Origin of the sequence: Buttiauxella cochleicola (assembly GCF_021283185.1) — a bacterium.
Lineage (GTDB): Bacteria > Pseudomonadota > Gammaproteobacteria > Enterobacterales > Enterobacteriaceae > Buttiauxella > Buttiauxella massiliensis.
In genome coordinates this window covers 220,382-240,692 of sequence record NZ_JAJSOS010000007.1, presented here as the reverse complement: position 1 = coordinate 240,692, position 20,311 = coordinate 220,382, and the positions used below count along the sequence as shown (strand labels likewise).

The 20,311-nt window shown below is 51.6% G+C and carries 20 protein-coding genes; 17 read left to right on the top strand and 3 right to left on the bottom strand.

What is annotated here, in order from left to right:
- The first annotated feature begins 50 nt into the window (after positions 1–50).
- From ftsY to LVQ76_RS13050, 5 genes are all read left to right on the top strand, one after another.
- Positions 51–1,700 (top strand): signal recognition particle-docking protein FtsY, encoded by a 1,650-nt coding sequence (gene ftsY / locus LVQ76_RS13070; RefSeq protein ID WP_232921811.1) that lies wholly within the window; start codon positions 51–53, stop codon positions 1,698–1,700.
- 2 nt (positions 1,701–1,702) lie between these two features.
- A complete protein-coding gene (ftsE, locus tag LVQ76_RS13065; protein ID WP_154151018.1) occupies positions 1,703–2,371 on the top strand; it encodes a cell division ATP-binding protein FtsE in 669 nt (222 codons plus the stop codon).
- The gene (gene ftsX, locus LVQ76_RS13060; RefSeq protein WP_120066129.1) at positions 2,364–3,419 is read left to right on the top strand and encodes a permease-like cell division protein FtsX; all 1,056 of its coding nucleotides are present in this window, start codon (positions 2,364–2,366) and stop codon (positions 3,417–3,419) included. Before ftsE ends, ftsX begins: the two co-directional genes overlap by 8 nt.
- A 256-nt stretch (positions 3,420–3,675) precedes the next feature.
- Positions 3,676–4,530 (top strand): RNA polymerase sigma factor RpoH, encoded by an 855-nt coding sequence (rpoH, locus tag LVQ76_RS13055; protein ID WP_034460519.1) that lies wholly within the window; start codon positions 3,676–3,678, stop codon positions 4,528–4,530.
- 345 nt (positions 4,531–4,875) lie between these two features.
- Complete coding sequence (locus LVQ76_RS13050; protein WP_232921810.1) at positions 4,876–5,979, top strand: branched-chain amino acid ABC transporter substrate-binding protein; 1,104 nt, start codon at positions 4,876–4,878, stop codon at positions 5,977–5,979.
- 152 nt (positions 5,980–6,131) lie between these two features.
- On the opposite strand, the gene panM is transcribed toward LVQ76_RS13050, so the two are convergent.
- A complete protein-coding gene (gene panM / locus LVQ76_RS13045) occupies positions 6,132–6,512 on the bottom strand; it encodes an aspartate 1-decarboxylase autocleavage activator PanM (protein WP_232921809.1) in 381 nt (126 codons plus the stop codon).
- 416 nt (positions 6,513–6,928) lie between these two features.
- Here panM and livK point away from each other — a divergent pair, with 416 nt between their 5' ends.
- From livK to ugpQ, 11 genes are all read left to right on the top strand, one after another.
- Positions 6,929–8,038 carry a high-affinity branched-chain amino acid ABC transporter substrate-binding protein LivK gene (livK, locus tag LVQ76_RS13040; RefSeq protein ID WP_232863900.1) on the top strand — a complete coding sequence of 370 codons (1,110 nt, stop codon included), beginning with the start codon at positions 6,929–6,931 and terminating at the stop codon, positions 8,036–8,038.
- Between the two features lie 69 nt (positions 8,039–8,107).
- Positions 8,108–9,034 carry a high-affinity branched-chain amino acid ABC transporter permease LivH gene (gene livH, locus LVQ76_RS13035; protein ID WP_064514637.1) on the top strand — a complete coding sequence of 309 codons (927 nt, stop codon included), beginning with the start codon at positions 8,108–8,110 and terminating at the stop codon, positions 9,032–9,034.
- Complete coding sequence (locus LVQ76_RS13030; protein WP_034499526.1) at positions 9,031–10,317, top strand: high-affinity branched-chain amino acid ABC transporter permease LivM; 1,287 nt, start codon at positions 9,031–9,033, stop codon at positions 10,315–10,317. Before livH ends, LVQ76_RS13030 begins: the two co-directional genes overlap by 4 nt.
- A complete protein-coding gene (gene livG, locus LVQ76_RS13025) occupies positions 10,314–11,081 on the top strand; it encodes a high-affinity branched-chain amino acid ABC transporter ATP-binding protein LivG (RefSeq protein WP_034460506.1) in 768 nt (255 codons plus the stop codon). Before LVQ76_RS13030 ends, livG begins: the two co-directional genes overlap by 4 nt.
- 1 nt (position 11,082) lies before the next feature.
- Positions 11,083–11,796, top strand: a complete 714-nt coding sequence (livF, locus tag LVQ76_RS13020) for a high-affinity branched-chain amino acid ABC transporter ATP-binding protein LivF (RefSeq protein WP_034460504.1) — start codon at positions 11,083–11,085, stop codon at positions 11,794–11,796.
- 122 nt (positions 11,797–11,918) lie between these two features.
- On the top strand, positions 11,919–12,194 hold the full coding sequence (locus LVQ76_RS13015; protein WP_232904929.1) for a hypothetical protein: 276 nt from the start codon (positions 11,919–11,921) through the stop codon (positions 12,192–12,194).
- Positions 12,195–12,358: 164 nt separating this feature from the next.
- The gene (gene ugpB, locus LVQ76_RS13010; protein ID WP_232921808.1) at positions 12,359–13,678 is read left to right on the top strand and encodes a sn-glycerol-3-phosphate ABC transporter substrate-binding protein UgpB; all 1,320 of its coding nucleotides are present in this window, start codon (positions 12,359–12,361) and stop codon (positions 13,676–13,678) included.
- 106 nt (positions 13,679–13,784) lie between these two features.
- Positions 13,785–14,672 (top strand): sn-glycerol-3-phosphate ABC transporter permease UgpA, encoded by an 888-nt coding sequence (gene ugpA, locus LVQ76_RS13005; protein WP_232921807.1) that lies wholly within the window; start codon positions 13,785–13,787, stop codon positions 14,670–14,672.
- Positions 14,669–15,514: a sn-glycerol-3-phosphate ABC transporter permease UgpE gene (ugpE, locus tag LVQ76_RS13000; RefSeq protein WP_232921806.1), complete on the top strand. Its 846-nt coding sequence runs from the start codon at positions 14,669–14,671 to the stop codon at positions 15,512–15,514. Before ugpA ends, ugpE begins: the two co-directional genes overlap by 4 nt.
- A 3-nt stretch (positions 15,515–15,517) precedes the next feature.
- Complete coding sequence (locus LVQ76_RS12995; RefSeq protein WP_232904923.1) at positions 15,518–16,588, top strand: sn-glycerol-3-phosphate import ATP-binding protein UgpC; 1,071 nt, start codon at positions 15,518–15,520, stop codon at positions 16,586–16,588.
- Positions 16,585–17,325 carry a glycerophosphodiester phosphodiesterase gene (ugpQ, locus tag LVQ76_RS12990; protein WP_232921805.1) on the top strand — a complete coding sequence of 247 codons (741 nt, stop codon included), beginning with the start codon at positions 16,585–16,587 and terminating at the stop codon, positions 17,323–17,325. Before LVQ76_RS12995 ends, ugpQ begins: the two co-directional genes overlap by 4 nt.
- 91 nt (positions 17,326–17,416) lie before the next feature.
- Here ugpQ and LVQ76_RS12985 read toward each other — a convergent pair whose 3' ends face one another.
- Positions 17,417–17,866: a DUF2756 family protein gene (locus LVQ76_RS12985; protein WP_151993792.1), complete on the bottom strand. Its 450-nt coding sequence runs from the start codon at positions 17,864–17,866 to the stop codon at positions 17,417–17,419.
- Between the two features lie 124 nt (positions 17,867–17,990).
- Between LVQ76_RS12985 and ggt the strand changes: the two genes are divergently transcribed.
- Positions 17,991–19,745 carry a gamma-glutamyltransferase gene (ggt, locus tag LVQ76_RS12980; protein ID WP_232863895.1) on the top strand — a complete coding sequence of 585 codons (1,755 nt, stop codon included), beginning with the start codon at positions 17,991–17,993 and terminating at the stop codon, positions 19,743–19,745.
- A 42-nt stretch (positions 19,746–19,787) separates the two neighbouring features.
- On the opposite strand, the gene yhhY is transcribed toward ggt, so the two are convergent.
- Complete coding sequence (gene yhhY / locus LVQ76_RS12975; RefSeq protein ID WP_232863894.1) at positions 19,788–20,285, bottom strand: N-acetyltransferase; 498 nt, start codon at positions 20,283–20,285, stop codon at positions 19,788–19,790.
- Between the last annotated feature and the right edge of the window lie 26 nt (positions 20,286–20,311).

The window sequence follows — 20,311 nt, the reverse complement described above, 5'->3', positions numbered from 1 at the left end:
TGCTCAATCGGGCCTGTGCCATGAATTAACAGCGAGGAGTGTGTTCGCAAATGGCGAAAGAGAAAAAACGTGGCTTTTTTTCATGGCTGGGCTTTGGCCAGAAAGAGCAGGCTTCTGAACAAGAACCAGAACAAAAAGTAGCAGAAGAACAACCGGTTGCCGAAGAGGTTGTTGAGCAGATTGTTGAATCTGAACAACCGCAAGCCGCTGACGAAACTGCCCAGCCAGAAGAGACTAAGCCGGAAGCACAAACTGAGATTCAGCCAGAAGTTTTGCCTGAAGCTGAACCTGTTGTGCTTGAAAAGCATGAAGAACCTGAAGCCTTCGCTGAAGAGATCGTAGAAGTCACTGAAAAACTCGTCGAAAGCGAAGTGGCTGCGGTTGAACCGGAAATCATTCCGGAACCAGAGCCAGAACCAGAAGTTACCGCGCAAGCTGTGGTCGAACACGAAGAGCTACCGGTTCCTGAAGAGATAGTCGCGCCAGAAGCGGTACAGGTTGAATCATTAGAAGAGTGGCAGCCTGAGCAAGAACCTGTCGTTGCGGAAACTGCTGTTGAAACGGTTGTTGAGCCTGAAGAGCTTGTTGCGCCTGAAGAAATTGCAGTCGCTCCGGTTGAAGACGTAGTCATCGAAGAAGTTGTTGCTGAAGAAGCTCCGGTAGAAGAAGTCGTTGAAGACATTCCTGTTGCAGCCGTTATCGTCGAAGAAGCTGCGGCGGAACTGGAGCCTGAAGAGTCTCAAGCCGAAGAAGTTCAGCACGAACAAGAGCGACCAACCAAAGAAGGTTTCTTTGCTCGCCTTAAACGCAGCCTGATTAAAACCAAACAGAACCTCGGTTCCGGATTTATCAGTCTGTTCCGCGGCAAGAAAATCGACGATGATCTGTTTGAAGAGCTCGAAGAGCAATTGCTTATCGCCGATGTGGGCGTTGAAACAACGCGCAAAATCATCACCAATCTGACAGAAGGCGCGAGCCGTAAAGACCTGCGTGACGCCGAAGCGTTGTACGGTCTGCTGAAAGAAGAGATGGGTGAAATTCTGGCGAAAGTCGATGAGCCGCTCAAAGTTGAAGGCAAAACGCCGTTCGTTATCCTGATGGTTGGCGTCAATGGTGTGGGTAAAACCACCACCATCGGCAAACTGGCTCGTCAGTTCCAGCAGGAAGGCAAATCTGTGATGCTGGCGGCGGGTGATACCTTCCGAGCCGCTGCGGTAGAGCAACTGCAGGTGTGGGGCGATCGTAACAATATTCCTGTTATTGCTCAGCACACAGGTGCTGATTCCGCCTCAGTGATTTTCGATGCCATTCAGGCCGCGAAAGCACGAAATGTCGACGTACTTCTGGCGGACACCGCCGGGCGTTTGCAGAACAAAGCGCACCTGATGGAAGAGCTGAAGAAAATCGTCCGCGTAATGAAAAAGCTGGACGAAGACGCACCGCATGAGGTTATGCTCACCCTCGATGCCAGCACCGGGCAGAATGCGATTAGCCAGGCTAAATTGTTCCATGAAGCCGTTGGATTGACAGGCATTACGCTAACCAAACTCGATGGTACAGCCAAAGGCGGCGTGATTTTCTCCGTTGCCGATCAGTTTGGTATTCCGATTCGCTATATTGGCGTCGGCGAGCGTATTGAGGACTTGCGTCCGTTTAATGCGGGCGATTTTATTGAGGCACTTTTTGCCCGAGAGGATTAACCATGATTCGCTTTGAACACGTTAGTAAGGCCTATCTCGGTGGGAGACAAGCGTTGCAGGGAGTGACTTTCCATATGCAACCTGGCGAGATGGCTTTCCTGACCGGCCACTCAGGCGCGGGGAAAAGTACCCTGCTCAAGCTTATCTGCGGTATCGAGCGGCCAAGTGCCGGGAAGATTGCTTTTGGCGGCCATGATATTAGCCGCCTCAAGAGCCGCGAAGTGCCGTTCCTGCGTCGCCAGATTGGGATGATCTTCCAGGATCACCATCTGTTGATGGACAGAACCGTATATGACAACGTGGCAATCCCGCTGATCATCGCGGGTGCCAGTGGCGAAGATATTCGCCGTCGCGTTAGTGCGGCACTGGATAAAGTCGGCCTGCTCGATAAAGCGAAAAACCTTCCGATCCAACTCTCTGGTGGTGAACAACAGCGCGTGGGTATTGCCCGCGCGGTAGTGAATAAGCCCGCCGTTTTGCTGGCGGATGAACCAACCGGTAACCTCGACGATGCGCTCTCGGAAGGGATTTTGCGTCTGTTCGAAGAGTTTAACCGTGTGGGCGTAACGGTTCTGATGGCAACGCACGACATGAGCCTGATATCCCGCCGTAATTATCGCATGTTGACGTTAAGTGACGGCCATTTGCATGGAGGCCTGGCAGGTGAATAAACGCAGCGCGCTCAATCACATAAAGCGTTTCAGCAACAAGCTGGATAAAATCAACTCGCTGAATAAGTTAGGAGATTTAGGCCGCTCGGTGAAAAAACGCGGTAAAGGGCCTCAATCGAAAAGCAAATCCCTCAAAGGTGGCGTGAACGAACAGTTCCGCTACGCCTGGCAGGGGGCGCTACAAGACTTACGCAGCAAGCCTATAGCCACGTTTTTGACGGTGATGGTTATCGCCATCTCCCTGACGCTGCCGAGCGTGTGCTACATGGTTTACAAGAACGTGAACCAGGCCGCTACGCAGTATTATCCTTCGCCGCAAATCACCGTTTACCTCGATAAAGCGCTGGATGACAACGCTGCGCAGCAAGTGGTTGGCGCTATTCAGGCGGAAGAGGGCGTCGATAAAGTTAACTATCTTTCGCGTGACGAAGCGCTGGGCGAGTTCCGCAACTGGTCGGGTTTTGGCGGCGCACTGGATATGCTGGAAGAAAACCCGCTGCCTGCCGTTGCCGTGGTGAACCCGAAACTCGATTTCCAGACCACCGACCACCTGAATACTTTGCGTGACCGCGTAGCGCGCATTAACGGTGTCGATGAAGTGCGCATGGATGATAGCTGGTTTGCACGCCTGGCTTCGCTGACTGGCCTTGTAGGCCGGGTCGCTGCGATGATTGGTGTGCTAATGGTAGCGGCGGTGTTCCTGGTGATTGGTAACAGCGTGCGCCTGAGCATTTTTGCCCGTCGCGACACCATCAACGTGCAAAAACTGATTGGTGCAACGGATGGATTTATTCTGCGCCCATTCTTGTATGGCGGCGCGTTGTTAGGCTTTAGCGGTGCGTTTTTGTCACTGATTTTGACCGAAATTCTGGTGTGGCGTTTGTCGTCGGCGGTCACTCAAGTGGCGCAAGTCTTCGGCACAAAGTTCGATTTGACGGGCTTAGGTTTCGATGAATGTCTGCTGTTGCTGCTGGTTGCTTCCATGAGTGGATGGTTGGCGGCATGGATCGCAACGGTACAACATTTACGTCGTTTTACCCCAGAGTAAAAATTTTTTGATATACTTGTTCCCTGCTACGAAGTACCCGTCAGCAGGGGACACGCTCCCACCTCGGTATGTGTTTCTCCTGCCCAGTTTCATAGCTCTGTCACATTTTGTGTGTAATATATGCACAGCTTTACAGTGAACTTGTGGATAACGTCACTGTCTGAGTTTACTGTGGATGGTACGGTTTGGCGCTTGACGTGTGGTCAGGTGCAGCATGGTGTAGCAACCTGTACGTTAGTCTTAAGAGAGGGTTTGAATGACCAAAGAAATGCAAAATTTAGCTTTAGCCCCTGTTGGTAACCTGGAATCTTATATCCGGGCCGCTAATTCCTGGCCGATGTTAACGGCTGAGGAAGAGAAGGAGCTGGCTGAAAAGCTGCATTACCAGGGCGATCTGGAAGCAGCGAAAAGGCTGATCCTGTCTCACCTGCGCTTTGTTGTTCATATCGCTCGTAATTACTCGGGCTATGGTTTGCCGCAGGCTGACTTGATCCAGGAAGGCAACATCGGCCTGATGAAGGCTGTGCGCCGTTTTAACCCTGAAGTGGGTGTCCGTCTGGTGTCGTTCGCCGTGCACTGGATCAAAGCTGAAATTCACGAATACGTTCTGCGTAACTGGCGTATTGTGAAAGTGGCAACCACTAAAGCACAACGTAAGTTGTTCTTTAACCTGCGTAAAACTAAACAACGTCTGGGTTGGTTCAACCAGGACGAAGTGGAAATGGTCGCCAATGAGCTGGGTGTTTCCAGCAAAGATGTCCGTGAGATGGAATCTCGCATGGCGGCGCAGGACATGACGTTCGATATGGGCAACGACGACGATTCAGACAGCGCGCCAATGGCTCCTGTGCTGTTCTTGCAGGATAAGTCTTCTAACTTTGCTGATGGCATTGAAGACGACAACTGGGAATCGCACGCGGCTGATAAACTCAGCGACGCCATGTTAGGCCTGGACGAACGTAGTCAGGATATTATCCGTGCCCGTTGGCTCGACGAAGAAAACAAGAGCACATTGCAAGAACTGGCCGATCGCTACGGCGTTTCCGCTGAGCGTGTGCGCCAGCTTGAAAAGAACGCAATGAAAAAACTGCGCATGGCCATCGAAGCGTAAGTTATTCCGTCAGATAAAAAACCGCCTTCCGGGGCGGTTTTTTTATGCCCGTCACTTTCCTTCCCTATTGTGAAAAAATTGTTATTCCAAAAACCATAAATTCGGGTATGTTTTTAACTCTGAATGCGGTGAAGGCACGCGCGGTATTCGTAAATCAAAAATAAAATCGTGCCAAAACAACACAACAATTACCCATTAGCATTCGAGTTGCAGGTAGGCGGCCAGGGAGCTTATCCCGATGAGCTTACTAAGGTAAGTGATTCGGGTAAGTGAGTGCAGCCAACACCCCTGCAGCTTGAAGGATGATGGGTAAATACCAATCACAACAAAAATGGGGATCTCAGGATGAAAATGAAGGGCAAAGCGTTATTGGCTGGTTGTATTGCACTTGCGATGAGCAACGCAGCATTTGCTAAGGACATCAAAGTGGCGGTCGTTGGGGCGATGTCTGGCCCGGTTGCACAGTATGGCGACCAGGAATTTACCGGCGCAGAACAAGCGGTTGCTGACATTAATGCCAAAGGCGGCATCAAAGGCGACAAGCTGGTTATCACCAAATATGACGATGCTTGTGACCCGAAACAAGCCGTGGCTGTCGCCAACAAAGTGGTTAACGATGGCATCAAATATGTAATCGGCCACTTGTGTTCTTCTTCCACTCAGCCAGCGTCTGATATCTACGAAGACGAAGGTGTTCTGATGATCACCCCAGCGGCAACGGCTCCTGAGCTGACTTCCCGTGGGTACAAATTAACTATGCGTACCACAGGCCTGGACTCCGATCAGGGCCCAACGGCTGCGAAATACATCCTTGATCATGTGAAACCGAAAAATATCGCGGTCATTCATGACAAACAACAGTATGGCGAAGGCCTGGCGCGATCCGTTCAGGACAACCTGAAAAAAGGCGGCGCTAACGTGGTGTTCTTTGACGGTATCACCGCAGGCGAGAAAGACTTCTCCACGCTGGTGGCACGCCTGAAGAAAGAGAACATCGACTTCGTTTACTACGGTGGTTACCACCCGGAAATGGGACAGATCCTGCGTCAGTCTCGTGCAGCAGGCCTGAAAACTCAGTTCATGGGTCCAGAAGGTGTAGCGAACGTTTCATTGTCTAACATTGCTGGTGAGTCTGCTGAAGGCCTGTTAGTGACTAAGCCGAAGAACTACGACCAGGTTCCTGCGAACAAACCGGTTGTGGATGCCATCAAAGCGAAGAAACAAGATCCAAGTGGCGCATTCGTATGGACCACATACGCAGCACTGCAATCGCTGGCGGCTGGCCTGAACAAGTCAGAAGATCCAGCTGAAATCGCTACCTATCTGAAAGGTGCAACTGTGGAAACCGTAATGGGGCCATTGAGCTGGGATCAGAAAGGCGACCTGAAAGGCTTTGAGTTCGGCGTGTTTAGGTGGCATGCCAACGGTACTGCTACCGACGCCAAATAATTTATCGGGCACCTTTCGCGCCGCAGATGCGTTGGCTGCGTTGTTCAACCCCGGTCACTTACTGGAGTAAGCTCCCGGGGATTTCACAACTTGCCGCCTTCCTGCAACGCGAAATGCTTCGATAAATATGTGAAGTGATAACCAAACAGTTATCACTTCTTCCAGCCACCACTTTGCTCCGCAAAACCTACCGCCTGCATAAACGCCGTCATCACATCACGGTCTTCTACGCCTGCATCGCTCATCCACCATCCGCTGATTTCCGGGTTATCACGAATCACTTCTTCGACCAGATACTGCCCAACGCCACGGCGACGGGTGATTTCGCGTACTCGTAGCGAATCCAGCGCGGCTTCATTGCCCACGAGCGTAACGCGAACCGCACCGAGCAGCCGATCATTAAATTTTGCAGCATAAATTCTGTGAGTATCAGTCAAAGCAAGCGAAGCGCTGGAGTATTCCGGCCAGATCTTAGCAAGATCGATCTCATCCTGAGCACTACACTCAAACAGACGAATGATGGTGAGTTTCATAAGCGAGCTAACCAAAAAGCGGGAAAACCCCGAGTGTAACCAATTTATTTGCGCCAGACGCTTTATCTTTTATCTGTCATATACCAGACGATTAATTTTTGCGGCAAACGTATGCCAGTTCGATAAGCGGTAGATTGAAATATGGTCAGTATAAAACCCTAAAACCTAGTGATTTATTCCGCTCTTTGTATCGCTATTTTATGCTGAAAAAGCTGCTTTTTTTTGTTTAACTATGAGTAAATACAGAATAATATCTTTGCTTAATAGCCTGAAAAATAGAGAGTTTAGCTTTAAAAATTGTAAATTTTAGCGCTAACCCCTTAAAGGCACTCATAAAAATGGTTAAAGCCTAAAAAACACGCAGTACGTTTTTTGGTCACTATAAAACCACATAATCACGAACAGGAATTGGATCTATGAAAATGAACGCGAAGACATTACTCGCTGGGGTTATTGCGCTGGCGGTGTCTCACGCGGCAACCGCAGCAGACATCAAAGTTGCGGTTGTTGGTGCAATGTCTGGCCCGGTTGCGCAGTGGGGCGACATGGAATTTAACGGCGCGCGCCAGGCAATTAAAGACATCAACGCTAAAGGCGGCATCAAAGGCGACAAACTTGTCGCGGTTGAATATGACGATGCTTGTGACCCGAAACAAGCAGTAGCGGTTGCCAACAAAATCGTTAACGACGGTGTGCGTTATGTTATTGGCCACCTTTGCTCCTCTTCCACTCAGCCTGCGTCTGATATCTACGAAGACGAAGGCATCCTGATGATAACCCCTGGTGCAACTAACCCAGAACTGACTGCTCGTGGTTACAAAATGATTATGCGTACCGCGGGCCTGGATTCTTCCCAGGGCCCAACGGCGTCTAAATACATTCTCGACACTGTAAAACCGAAGCGCATCGCGGTCATTCATGACAAACAGCAATATGGCGAAGGCCTGGCGCGTTCTGTACAGGATGGCTTGAAGAAAGGCGGCGCGAACATCGTCTTCTTCGACGGTATCACCGCGGGCGATAAAGACTTCTCCACGCTGGTTGCGCGTCTGCAAAAAGAGAACATCGACTTCGTATACTACGGTGGTTACTACCCGGAAATGGGTCAGATTCTGCGTCAGGCACGTGCTGTTGGCCTGAAAACTCAGTTTATGGGTCCAGAGGGTGTGGGTAACGCATCACTGTCTAACATCGCAGGTGCGGCGGGCGAAGGCATGTTAGTGACTATGCCAAAACGCTATGACCAGGACCCAGCGAACAAAGCTATCGTTGATGAGCTGAAAGCTGAGAAGAAAGATCCAAGTGGTCCGTATGTATGGATTACTTACGCAGCAGTGCAATCTCTGGCTACAGCACTTGAGCGTACCGGCAGTGAAGAACCTGCTGATTTAATCAAAGATTTGAAAGCAAACGGTGCGAAAACCGTGATTGGGCCGCTGAACTGGGATGAGAAAGGCGATCTGAAGGGATTTGATTTTGGTGTCTTCCAGTGGCATGCCGACGGTTCGTCTTCCGTAGCTAAATAGATCGGCAAATCTGGGTCATCCCACCTCCCCGGCGGCTATGCGTTGGGGAGGAATAAATAAGGTTATTGTATGTCCGAGCAGTTCCTCTACTTCCTGCAACAGATGTTTAACGGCGTCACGCTGGGCAGTACTTACGCGTTGATAGCCATCGGTTACACCATGGTTTACGGCATTATCGGCATGATCAACTTCGCCCATGGCGAGGTATATATGATCGGCAGCTACGTCTCGTTTATGATCATCGCAGCGCTGATGATGATGGGCATTGACGTGGGCTGGATGCTGGTTGGTGCAGGTTTTATTGGTGCCATTGTCATCGCCAGTGCCTACGGTTGGAGCATCGAGCGCGTTGCCTACAAACCGGTGCGTAACTCTAAGCGTCTGATTGCACTGATCTCTGCTATCGGGATGTCTATCTTCCTGCAAAACTACGTCAGCCTGACCGAAGGTTCACGTGATATTGCGCTGCCAAGCCTGTTTAACGGCCAGTGGGTCGTCGGTGCCAGCGACAACTTCACCGCAACCATTACCACCATGCAGTTGGTGATTTGGGTGGTGACGTTCCTTGCGATGCTCGCGCTGACGCTGTTTATTCGCTACTCCCGCATGGGCCGTGCGTGCCGCGCGTGTGCAGAAGATTTGAAAATGGCGAGCCTGCTCGGAATTAACACCGACCGCGTTATCTCCCTGACCTTCGTGATTGGTGCAGCCATGGCTGCGGTTGCAGGTGTACTGCTCGGCCAGTTCTACGGCGTTATCAACCCCTACATCGGCTTTATGGCCGGGATGAAAGCCTTCACCGCAGCGGTACTTGGCGGTATCGGCAGTATCCCTGGTGCGATGATTGGTGGCCTGATTTTAGGTGTTGCAGAAGCGCTGACCTCCGCGTATCTGAGCACTGAATATAAAGATGTTGTCTCCTTTGCGCTGCTCATCGTGGTACTGCTGGTTATGCCTACCGGTATCCTGGGTCGCCCGGAGGTAGAAAAAGTATGAAGCCGATGCATGTTGTTTTGGCGCTGCTTTCGGCAGCCATATTTTTCGTGCTGGCGGGCGTCTTTATGGGCGTTCAGCTGAGTCTCGATGGTACTAAGCTTGTAGTCCACAGCGCGGAAACAGTGCGCTGGGAATGGGTGTTGATTGGTACGGCGATTGTCTTCGTCTTCCAGTTGCTGCGCCCTGCATTCCAGAAAGGCATGAAAAAAGTCTCCGGGCCGAAGTTTGTGCTGCCTGCGTTAGATGGTTCTACACCGAAACAGAAACTGTTCCTGGCGGCACTGTTGGTGCTTGCGGTTGCGTGGCCGTTTGTGGTGTCACGCGGTACGGTGGATATCGCCACGCTCACCATGATTTATATCATTCTCGGCCTTGGCCTGAACGTGGTTGTCGGTTTGTCTGGCTTGCTGGTGCTGGGTTACGGCGGTTTTTATGCCATCGGCGCTTATACCTTTGCGCTGCTCAACCACTACTACGGTTTAGGCTTCTGGACATGCTTGCCAATTGCGGGCCTGGTGTCTGCGGCGGCAGGTTTCCTGCTTGGCTTCCCGGTGTTGCGTTTACGCGGCGACTACCTCGCGATTGTGACGCTCGGCTTTGGTGAAATCGTCCGTATTTTGCTGCTCAACAACACCGAAATTACCGGTGGTCCGAACGGCATCAGCCAGATCCCAAAACCAACGCTGTTCGGTCTGGAATTCAGCCGTAGCGCGCGTGAAGGCGGGTGGGACACGTTCAGCAACTTCTTTAACGTCGCATACAACCCCGGTGACAGGATTATCTTCCTGTATCTGGTTGCGCTGTTGCTGGTTGTATTGTCGCTGTTTGTGATTAACCGACTGCTGCGGATGCCGCTGGGCCGTGCGTGGGAAGCGTTGCGTGAAGATGAAATCGCATGCCGCTCACTGGGTCTGAACCCAACTCGTATCAAGCTGACCGCATTCACTATTAGCGCCGCGTTTGCAGGCTTTGCCGGTACGCTGTTCGCTGCCCGCCAGGGCTTTGTTAGCCCGGAGTCCTTCACTTTTGCCGAATCGGCATTCGTGCTGGCGATTGTCGTGCTGGGCGGTATGGGCTCGCAATTTGCCGTTATCCTCGCCGCCGTGCTGCTGGTGGTATCGCGTGAATTGATGCGTGATCTGAACGAATACAGCATGTTGGTGCTTGGTGGCTTGATGGTGCTGATGATGATCTGGCGTCCACAAGGCTTGCTGCCGATGTCACGTCCGCAATTGAAGCTTAAAAAAGAGCAAGTGGAACAAGTGAAAGGAGAGCAGGCATGAGTCAGCCATTGTTATCCGTAAACGGCTTGATGATGCGTTTTGGCGGCCTGCTCGCCGTAAACAATGTTTCTCTGGAACTGCATCCACAAGAAATTGTTTCGTTAATCGGCCCTAACGGTGCCGGTAAAACCACGGTGTTTAACTGCCTGACCGGCTTCTACAAGCCATCAGGCGGTACGATTCTGTTGCGTGATCAGCATCTTGAAGGGCTGCCGGGTCAGCAAATTGCACGTATGGGCGTGGTGCGTACTTTCCAGCACGTGCGTCTGTTCCGCGAAATGACCGTGATTGAAAACTTGCTGGTTGCTCAGCATATGCAACTGAAAACCGGTGTGTTCTCAGGTCTTTTGAAAACGCCAGCTTTTCGCCGTTCACAAAGCGAAGCGCTGGACCGCGCTGCAACCTGGCTTGATCGTATTGGTCTGCTTGAGCAGGCTAACCGCCAGGCGAGCAACCTGGCGTATGGCGATCAGCGCCGTCTTGAGATTGCACGCTGCATGGTGACTCAGCCAGAAATTCTGATGCTTGATGAACCCGCAGCTGGCCTTAACCCGAAAGAAACGCATGAGCTCGATGAGTTAATCATGGAGTTACGTAACCATCACAACACCACCGTGCTGTTAATCGAGCATGATATGAAACTGGTGATGGGCATTTCTGACAGGATTTACGTGGTAAACCAGGGGACGCCGCTTGCGAACGGCACGCCGGAGCAAATCCGTAACAACCCTGACGTAATCCGCGCATATTTGGGTGAGGCTTAATATGGAAAATATCATGTTGTCATTTGACCATGTGAGTGCCCACTACGGAAAAATCCAGGCGCTTCATGAGGTCAGTCTGCACATCAAGCAGGGCGAAATCGTCACTCTGATTGGCGCTAACGGTGCCGGTAAAACGACGCTATTGGGAACACTTTGTGGTGACCCGCGCGCTTCAAGCGGCAAGATTACCTTTGATGGTAAAGACATCACCGACTGGCATACCGCACGCATCATGCGTGAAGCAGTAGCGATTGTGCCGGAAGGTCGCCGCGTGTTTTCCCGTATGACGGTAGAAGAAAACCTGGCTATGGGTGGCTTCTTTGCGGAACGCGACCAGTATCATGAACGTATCCAACGCGTTTACGAACTGTTCCCGCGCCTGCTGGAGCGCCGTATTCAGCGTGCGGGTACGATGTCCGGCGGTGAGCAACAAATGCTGGCGATTGGCCGTGCATTAATGAGCCAACCGCGCCTGTTGCTGTTAGATGAACCGTCGCTCGGTCTTGCGCCAATCATCATCCAGCAGATTTTCGACACCATCGAAAAATTGCGCAGCGAAGGCATGACCATCTTCCTGGTCGAGCAGAACGCCAACCAGGCGTTGAAGCTTGCTGACCGTGGCTACGTGCTGGAAAACGGCCACGTGGTACTTGAAGATACAGGTGACGCATTACTGGCTAACGAAGCAGTGCGTAGCGCCTACCTCGGCGGCTAAAAAATGCTTATACGACGCTGAGCTGGTCACATTTCATACATATTAAAAACCGCTGTGGTATTTTACTTCAGCGGTTTTTTTATAGCCGTTTGCGCAAAATGGATAATGATAAGGAGATCATAATGAAATACCTGATGCTTATAGCACTGCTCTTTATAGGGCATGCCCAGTCAGCAGAAAAGGACCATACGTTTAATCCTGCTGACCCCACTATCTGGCAAGAAAAATCCCCTTCCGCCGCAGTACAAGCGCAAGAGCAGCACAAAGCGCTGTGTGCGACATTCCCTTCGGCTGAGTGCCCAAATGCCGCTGGCAACCAATCTGATATCGAGCGTGAGAAACAGCGCCGTGAAGATAAACGCCGCTTAAACGATCGGGAAAATCACTTTAAGCATTAACCACCTGGCGGTGCGATTGTGCCGCCTTGTCTTTATTTCGTCATCCCATCGTCACGATCCTGTCACCTCCCGGTTATTTTTCTGTCATTCGCGCATGTCATGTTTTGATGCGAACAAAAACGCGTATTTTCGCGCTGTTAGCCACATAACAAGAGAGATAAGACATGACTGCATCGTTACGATACACAGCAATTTGCCTGGCGCTAGGATGCGTATTTAGCAGCAGCGCTATCGCCGCCACCTCCATTCCATTCTGGCATTCAATGGAAGGTGAGTTGGGCAAAGAGGTTGACTCACTGGCTCAACGTTTTAACCAGACGCATCCTGACTACAAAATTGTTCCGGTTTATAAAGGTAACTACGAACAAAACCTGGCGGCAGGGATTGCGGCTTTCCGTTCGGGCAATGCGCCAGCCATTTTGCAGGTTTACGAAGTCGGCACCGCGACCATGATGGCCTCGAAAGCTATCAAGCCGGTGTATGAAGTGTTTAACGATGCGGGCATTAAGTTCGACGAATCCCAATTTGTGCCGACGGTTTCTGGTTACTACACCGATGCGAAAACCGGGCATCTGCTTTCCCAGCCTTTCAACAGCTCCACCCCAGTGCTGTATTACAACAAAGATGCTTTTAAGAAAGCCGGCCTGAACCCGGACCAGCCGCCAAAAACCTGGCAGGACCTGGCTGAATACACCGCGAAGCTGAAAGCGGCGGGTATGAAGTGTGGTTACGCCAGCGGCTGGCAGGGCTGGATTCAAATTGAAAACTTCAGCGCGTGGAACGGCTTGCCGGTTGCGACCAAAAACAACGGTTTTGACGGTACTGACGCAGTTCTGGAATTCAATAAACCAGAGCAAGTGAAACACATCGCTCTGCTGGAAGAGCTGAATAAGAAAGGTGATTTCAGCTACTTTGGCCGCAAAGACGAATCCACCGAAAAGTTCTACAACGGTGATTGCGCCATCACAACCGCCTCTTCCGGTTCGCTTGCTGATATCCGCCATTACGCCAAATTCAACTACGGCGTGGGCATGATGCCTTACGATTCAACCATTCCGAACGCACCGCAAAACGCCATTATCGGTGGGGCAAGTCTGTGGGTTATGCAGGGTAAAGACGCTGCGACTTACAAAGGCGTTGCCGAGTTTATGCAGTTCCTTGCTCAGCCAGAAATCGCCGCTGAGTGGCACCAGAAAACAGGTTATCTGCCAATTACCAAAGCGGCTTATGACCTGACGCGCGAACAAGGCTTCTACGAGAAAAATCCAGGCGCTGATATTGCTACGCGCCAGATGATGAACAAGCCACCATTGCCATTCACCAAAGGTCTGCGTCTGGGCAACATGCCACAGATTCGTACCATCGTGGATGAAGAACTGGAATCGGTGTGGACCGGTAAGAAAACCCCTCAACAAGCGTTAGATAGCGCGGTTGAGCGTGGAAATCAGCTGCTGCGCCGTTTCGAGCAGTCGACGAAGTCTTAAGTTTTGTTGATGTCGGATGGTGCTTCGCTTATCCGACCTACGAAAGCCGTTGTAGGGTGGATTAGCGCATGCGACATCCACCATTAATCTCTATAAGAGCAACACTATGTCATCTTCTCGTCCGGTGTTCCGTTCAGGCTGGCTGCCGTATGCCCTTGTCCTGCCGCAACTGGTTATCACCATTATCTTTTTCATTTGGCCTGCGGGCGAAGCGTTGTGGTACTCCCTCCTGAATGTCGATCCGTTTGGGCTTTCGAGCACGTTTGTCGGGCTGGATAACTTCAAACAGCTTTTCCACGACAATTACTATCTCGACTCTTTCTACACCACATTGATTTTCAGTGGCTTAGTTGCTGGCAGTGGCCTGCTGGTGTCGCTCTTTTTCGCGGCACTCACGGATTATGTCATTCGCGGCAGCCGGATCTACCAAACGCTAATGCTGCTACCGTATGCGGTAGCGCCAGCGATTGCTGCCGTACTGTGGATCTTCCTGTTTAACCCAGGGCGCGGCCTGTTAACGCATGTGCTGGAAGGGTTTGGCTACCACTGGAACCACGCGCAAAACAGCGGCCAGGCGATGTTCCTCGTGGTGTTTGCCTCGGTGTGGAAGCAAATCAGCTACAACTTCCTGTTCTTCTTTGCGGCATTGCAATCTATCCCTCGCTCGCTAGTAGAGGCTGCATCGATTGATGGCGCAGGGCCGGTACGACGTTTCTTTAAGCTGTCGCTGCCGCTGATTGCCCCGGTCAGTTTCTTCCTGCTGGTCGTGAACCTGGTATATGCCTTTTTCGATACCTTCCCGGTTATCGACGCTGCAACAGGCGGTGGCCCAGTGCAGGCAACCACCACGCTAATCTACAAAATTTACCGTGAAGGTTTTGCCGGACTCGATCTTTCCGCTTCGGCGGCACAATCGGTCGTGCTGATGTTCCTGGTGATCATACTGACCGTCATTCAGTTCCGCTTCGTGGAACGTAAGGTGCGTTACCAATGATTGAGAATCGTCGTGGGCTGACTATTTTCAGCCATACCATGCTGATACTTGGCATCATCGTCATTCTGTTCCCGATGTATGTGGCGTTTGTCGCGGCAACACTGGATAACCAGGCCGTATTTCAGACGCCGATGACGCTGATTCCGGGCACGCATCTGCTGGAAAATATGTCCTATATCTGGACGCATGGTGTTGGTGCTAACAGTGCGCCGTTCGGTCTGATGCTGCTAAACAGCCTTGTGATGGCGATGGTGATTACCATCGGCAAAATCACGGTGTCGATGCTCTCCGCTTTTGCCATTGTCTGGTTCCGCTTTCCGCTGCGTAACCTGTTCTTCTGGATGATCTTTATCACCCTGATGCTGCCAGTTGAAGTGCGTATTTTTCCAACCGTTGAAGTCATCGCAAATCTTAAAATGCTCGATAGCTACACCGGCCTGACGCTGCCACTAATGGCTTCAGCGACCGCCACGTTTCTGTTCCGCCAGTTCTTTATGACGCTGCCCGACGAGTTAATGGAAGCGGCACGCATCGATGGTGCAACGCCGATGCGTTTCTTCCGCGACATCGTCTTGCCGCTCTCAAAAACCAATCTGGCGGCGCTGTTCGTCATCACCTTTATCTACGGCTGGAATCAGTATCTGTGGCCGCTGTTGATTATCAGCGACGTTAACCTCGGTACGGCTGTCGCGGGTATCAAAGGGATGATGTCGTCTGGCGAAGGCTCTACGCAGTGGAACCAGGTAATGGCGGCGATGCTGCTGACCCTTATTCCCCCGGTAATCATCGTTTTAGTAATGCAACGCGCGTTTGTGCGTGGCTTAGTGGATAGTGAGAAATAACCCATGGCAGGACTGAAATTACAGGCAGTATCCAAAAGTTGGGACAACAAAACCCAGGTGATTCAGCCACTGACGCTGGATGTCGCAGACGGTGAATTTATCGTGATGGTGGGGCCGTCGGGCTGCGGAAAATCGACGTTGTTACGTATGGTTGCCGGGCTTGAGCGCGTCACCAGTGGTGATATCTGGATTGATCGCCAGCGCGTCACCGAAATGGAGCCGAAAGAACGCGGCATCGCGATGGTGTTCCAGAACTACGCGCTTTATCCACATATGAGTGTGGAAGAAAACATGGCCTGGGGCCTGAAAATTCGCGGTATGGGTAAAGCGCATATCCAGCAGAAAGTGGTGGAAGCGGCGCGAATTCTCGAACTCGATGGTTTGCTCAAACGCCGTCCGCGTGAGCTTTCTGGCGGGCAGCGCCAGCGCGTGGCGATGGGCCGTGCAATCGTGCGTGACCCGGCGGTTTTTCTGTTTGATGAACCGCTCTCAAACCTTGATGCCAAGCTGCGTGTGCAGATGCGCCTGGAACTACAACAGTTACACCGCCGCCTGCAGACCACCAGTTTGTACGTCACGCACGACCAGGTTGAAGCGATGACCCTTGCGCAGCGCGTGATGGTGATGAACAAAGGTGTTGCAGAGCAAATCGGCACGCCAGTCGAAGTCTACGAGCGCCCGGCAAGCCGTTTTGTGGCGAGCTTTATTGGTTCGCCTGCTATGAACCTGCTGGAAGGAAATATCAGCGCCGACGGCACGCGTTTTGAACTGGCAGGCGGCATGGCGTTGCCACTGGGAAACGCGGCAAATCTGCAACGAGGCCGCGCTGTTACCCTGGGTATCCGCCCGGAACATATTGCGCTAAGCTCACAAACCGCAGGCGGCGTGCCATTTGTGGTGGACACGCTGGAGATGCTGGGGGCAGATAATTTAGTGCACGGGCGTTGGGGCGAGCAAAAAATGGTGGTGCGCCTGTCGCATCAGGAACGCCCGCAACCCGGCAGTACTCTATGGCTGTATCTGCCTGAAAATAATCTACATTTCTTTGATAAAGAAAATGGACAACGTTTATGAGTAACTGGCCATACCCAAAAGTCGCGGCCCATCGTGGTGGCGGAAAATTGGCACCGGAAAATACGCTGGCGGCTATTGATATCGGTGCGCGCTACGGCCACACCATGATTGAGTTTGACGCCAAACTATCAAAAGACGGGCAAATCTTCTTGCTGCATGACGACACGCTTGAGCGCACCAGCAATGGTTGGGGAGTCGCGGGCGATTTGCCGTGGGATAAGTTGCTGAGTGTTGATGTGGGAAGTTGGTTTAGCGGCGAATTCAAAGGCGAGCCATTACCTCTTCTTTCGCAGGTTGCTGCGCGTTGTAAACAACACGGCATGATGGCAAATATCGAAATTAAACCGACCACGGGTACCGATAGAGAAACCGGGAAAGTCATCGCACTGGCGGCACGGGAGTTATGGTTTGGGCAAACCGATCCATTGCTCTCTTCGTTTTCTATCGAAGCGCTGGAGGCGGCACAAAATGCCGTGCCTGAGCTTCCACGTGGGTTGTTACTTGATGAGTGGCGTAATGACTGGCGGGAGCTGACCACCCGACTTGACTGCGTTTCCATTCACCTGAACCATAAACTGCTTGATAAATCTCGCGTACAGCAACTGAAAGCGGCTGGATTACATATTCTGGTTTATACCGTGAATGTTCCCGAGCGCGCAGCAACGCTGCTGCGCTGGGGAGTCGATACCATTTGTACTGACCGTATCGACCAGATTGGTGCGGACTTTACGGACTAAATGGCTGACCAATGTCGGATGACGCAAGCTTATCCGACCTGTAGTTTCGGCATTGTAAGGTGGGTAGCGCGAGCGTCACCCACCATCTCCTTTACGGCCCAATTGTTTTCAGCGGGATATTCGGCTGTAGTGAAGTCGAGTTGCTGTTTTGATTGAGCATGCTGCCATTGGTTTTTGGTTGCAGCATATGATCCTGGCTGCTACTTCCGCTGCCACTTAGCATCCCGCCATTGGTATTTGGCAGTACCTGCTGCGTTCCTACTTCCATTTCATTGGGCAGCGTTTTTTTCACCTTAAAGACGTCCTGCTGCGAATTATTGTTTATCTGCCCTTCCAGATGCTGTTGCTGGATGCGTGTCTGCGTTTGTAACTGCTGATTCAACATCCCTTTTTGCTGTATCTGCTGCGTTTGCATCTGTTGCTGCATCCGTTGCTGACTTGGGATCTGGTAATCCGGTTGGTTTGGATTATTCAGGGTATTAATTGGCTGTGCCAAACAGGTCAATGGCAGCAAAGCCGCCAGTATGAGTATTTTTTTCATCGTCACTTCCTCCATTTGGGGGATCTACTAAGTTTAATCGTTTTCCACCAACCCGATGGTTATTTAGGATTTTTAGACCAGGCTTAACGGGGGATTGCCCCTGATAAGCATGGAGAAAATAACGATGAAGCAGTGGAAAACTTTTCGTTCTGAAATGCTGCGCTGGGTAACCATTCCCGCGCTAATGATTGGACTCTGCCTGACTGCCAGCGCCGCGCCGCCTCCGGTATCCTATGGGGTTGAAGCCGATGTGCATCATGCTGTGCGTGCTGAAAATGGCATGGTTGCCTCGCAAGATTCCCTCGCCACCCAAGTGGGCGTCGATATTCTTAAACAAGGTGGGAACGCGGTTGATGCCGCCGTTGCCGTGGGCTTTGCGCTGGCGGTAACACACCCGCAAGCGGGTAATATCGGTGGCGGTGGCTTTATGATGCTGCGCACCAAAGACGGTAAAACCACCGCCATTGATTTCCGTGAAATGGCTCCGGAAAAAGCCACGCGCGATATGTTCCTCGATGCGCAGGGCAATGCTGACAGCAAAAAATCCCTTACTTCTCATCTGGCTTCAGGCACGCCAGGCACTGTGGCAGGCTTCTCCATGGCTCTGGAAAAGTACGGTACTTTGCCGCTAAACAAAGTTATCCAGCCCGCTATCAAACTGGCGCAAGACGGTTTCACAGTGAATGATGCGCTGGCGGAAGACCTGAAAGTCTATGGCGCGGAAGTGCTCCCGAATCACCCAAACAGCAAGGCTATTTTCTGGAAAGCTGATGGCGAACCGCTGCAAAAGGGCGACAAACTGGTACAGACCAATCTCGCTAAAAGCCTTGAGATGATTGCTGAGAATGGGCCGGACGCATTCTATAAAGGCGTTATCGCCGACCAGATTGCTGACGAAATGGCAAAAAATGGTGGGTTAATTAGCAAGGCTGATCTTGCGAATTACAAAGCTGTCGAACGTGCGCCGATAAGCGGTACCTATCGCGGCTACGAGATTTTCTCTATGCCTCCACCGTCGTCTGGTGGCATTCACATCGTTGAAATCCTCAATATTCTGGAAAACTTCGACCTCTCTAAATACGGTTTTGGCAGCGCCGATGCGATGCAACTTACCGCAGAAGCTGAAAAATATGCTTATGCGGATCGCTCGGAATACCTCGGTGATCCGGATTTTGTGAAAGTGCCGTGGCAAGCGCTGACTAACAAAACCTACGCCAAATCACTGGCGGAGCAGATAGACATCAACAAAGCGCGCCCGTCGAGCGAAATCAAACCCGGTAAACTCGCACCGTATGAAAGTAACCAGACCACCCATTTCTCTGTGGTGGATAAAGATGGCAACGCCGTGGCAGTGACCTATACGCTCAATACTGTATTTGGTACCGGCATTGTGGCGGGTAATACCGGCATCCTGATGAATAACCAAATGGATGATTTCTCAGCTAAACCAGGCGTGCCAAACGTTTATGGGCTGGTCGGTGGTGATGCCAATGCCGTAGGCCCGCATAAACGCCCTTTGTCTTCAATGTCGCCAACTATTGTGGTGAAAGATGGCAAAACCTGGCTGGTAACCGGTAGCCCTGGCGGTAGCCGAATCATCACCACTGTGCTTCAGATGGTGATGAATACCATCGATTATGGGATGAACGTCGCCGAAGCGACCAACGCGCCGCGGTTCCATCATCAGTGGCTGCCAGATGAGTTACGCGTCGAAAAAGGCTTTAGCCCGGACACCATCAAACTGCTGAAAGAGAAAGGGCAGAATGTTCAGGTGAAAGAGGCGATGGGAAGCACGCAAAGTATTATGGTTGGGCCAGATGGCTCGCTATATGGCGCTTCTGACCCGCGTTCGGTTGATGATTTGACTGCGGGTTATTAATCCGTTCTCGCCCTTTCCAGAAACGGAAAGGGCGAGGGCGTTTCAATTTGGCTTACATCGCGCCATAAAATACGCATCCACATACTGCCCGTCACGCAGCGCGTAGTTCTTCCCTGTGCCTTCAATTTCAAAGCCAAATTTACGGTAAACCGCCAATGCAGGTGCGTTATCAACAAACACCGTCAGCTCAATACGATCGATGCGCAGCCAGTTATCACACAGGTCGGTCATCGCTGACATAAGTGCGCTGGCGACACCTCGGCCATGAAAATTGCTGTCCACGCCTATGCCGAAGGTTGCGACGTGGCTGCGGCGTGGTGAGGGTTCTACCGCAAGCGTCAGTTGACCAATCACTTTTCCATCAATACAGGCGACCAGATTACGGCTGCCTGGTTTTGGTTCCTTCAACCGTTCTAGCCACTGCGCTTGCGGAGAATGAGGAAGATGTAGCGTGTCGCGTTGCGGCGTCGGTTGAGAGTAAAGTTGATGCAGAGCTTCCGCATCACCGATTTCAGCATGACGTATCTCGATTTCGCTCATTCCTTTTCTCCTCAATTGGTTAGGTA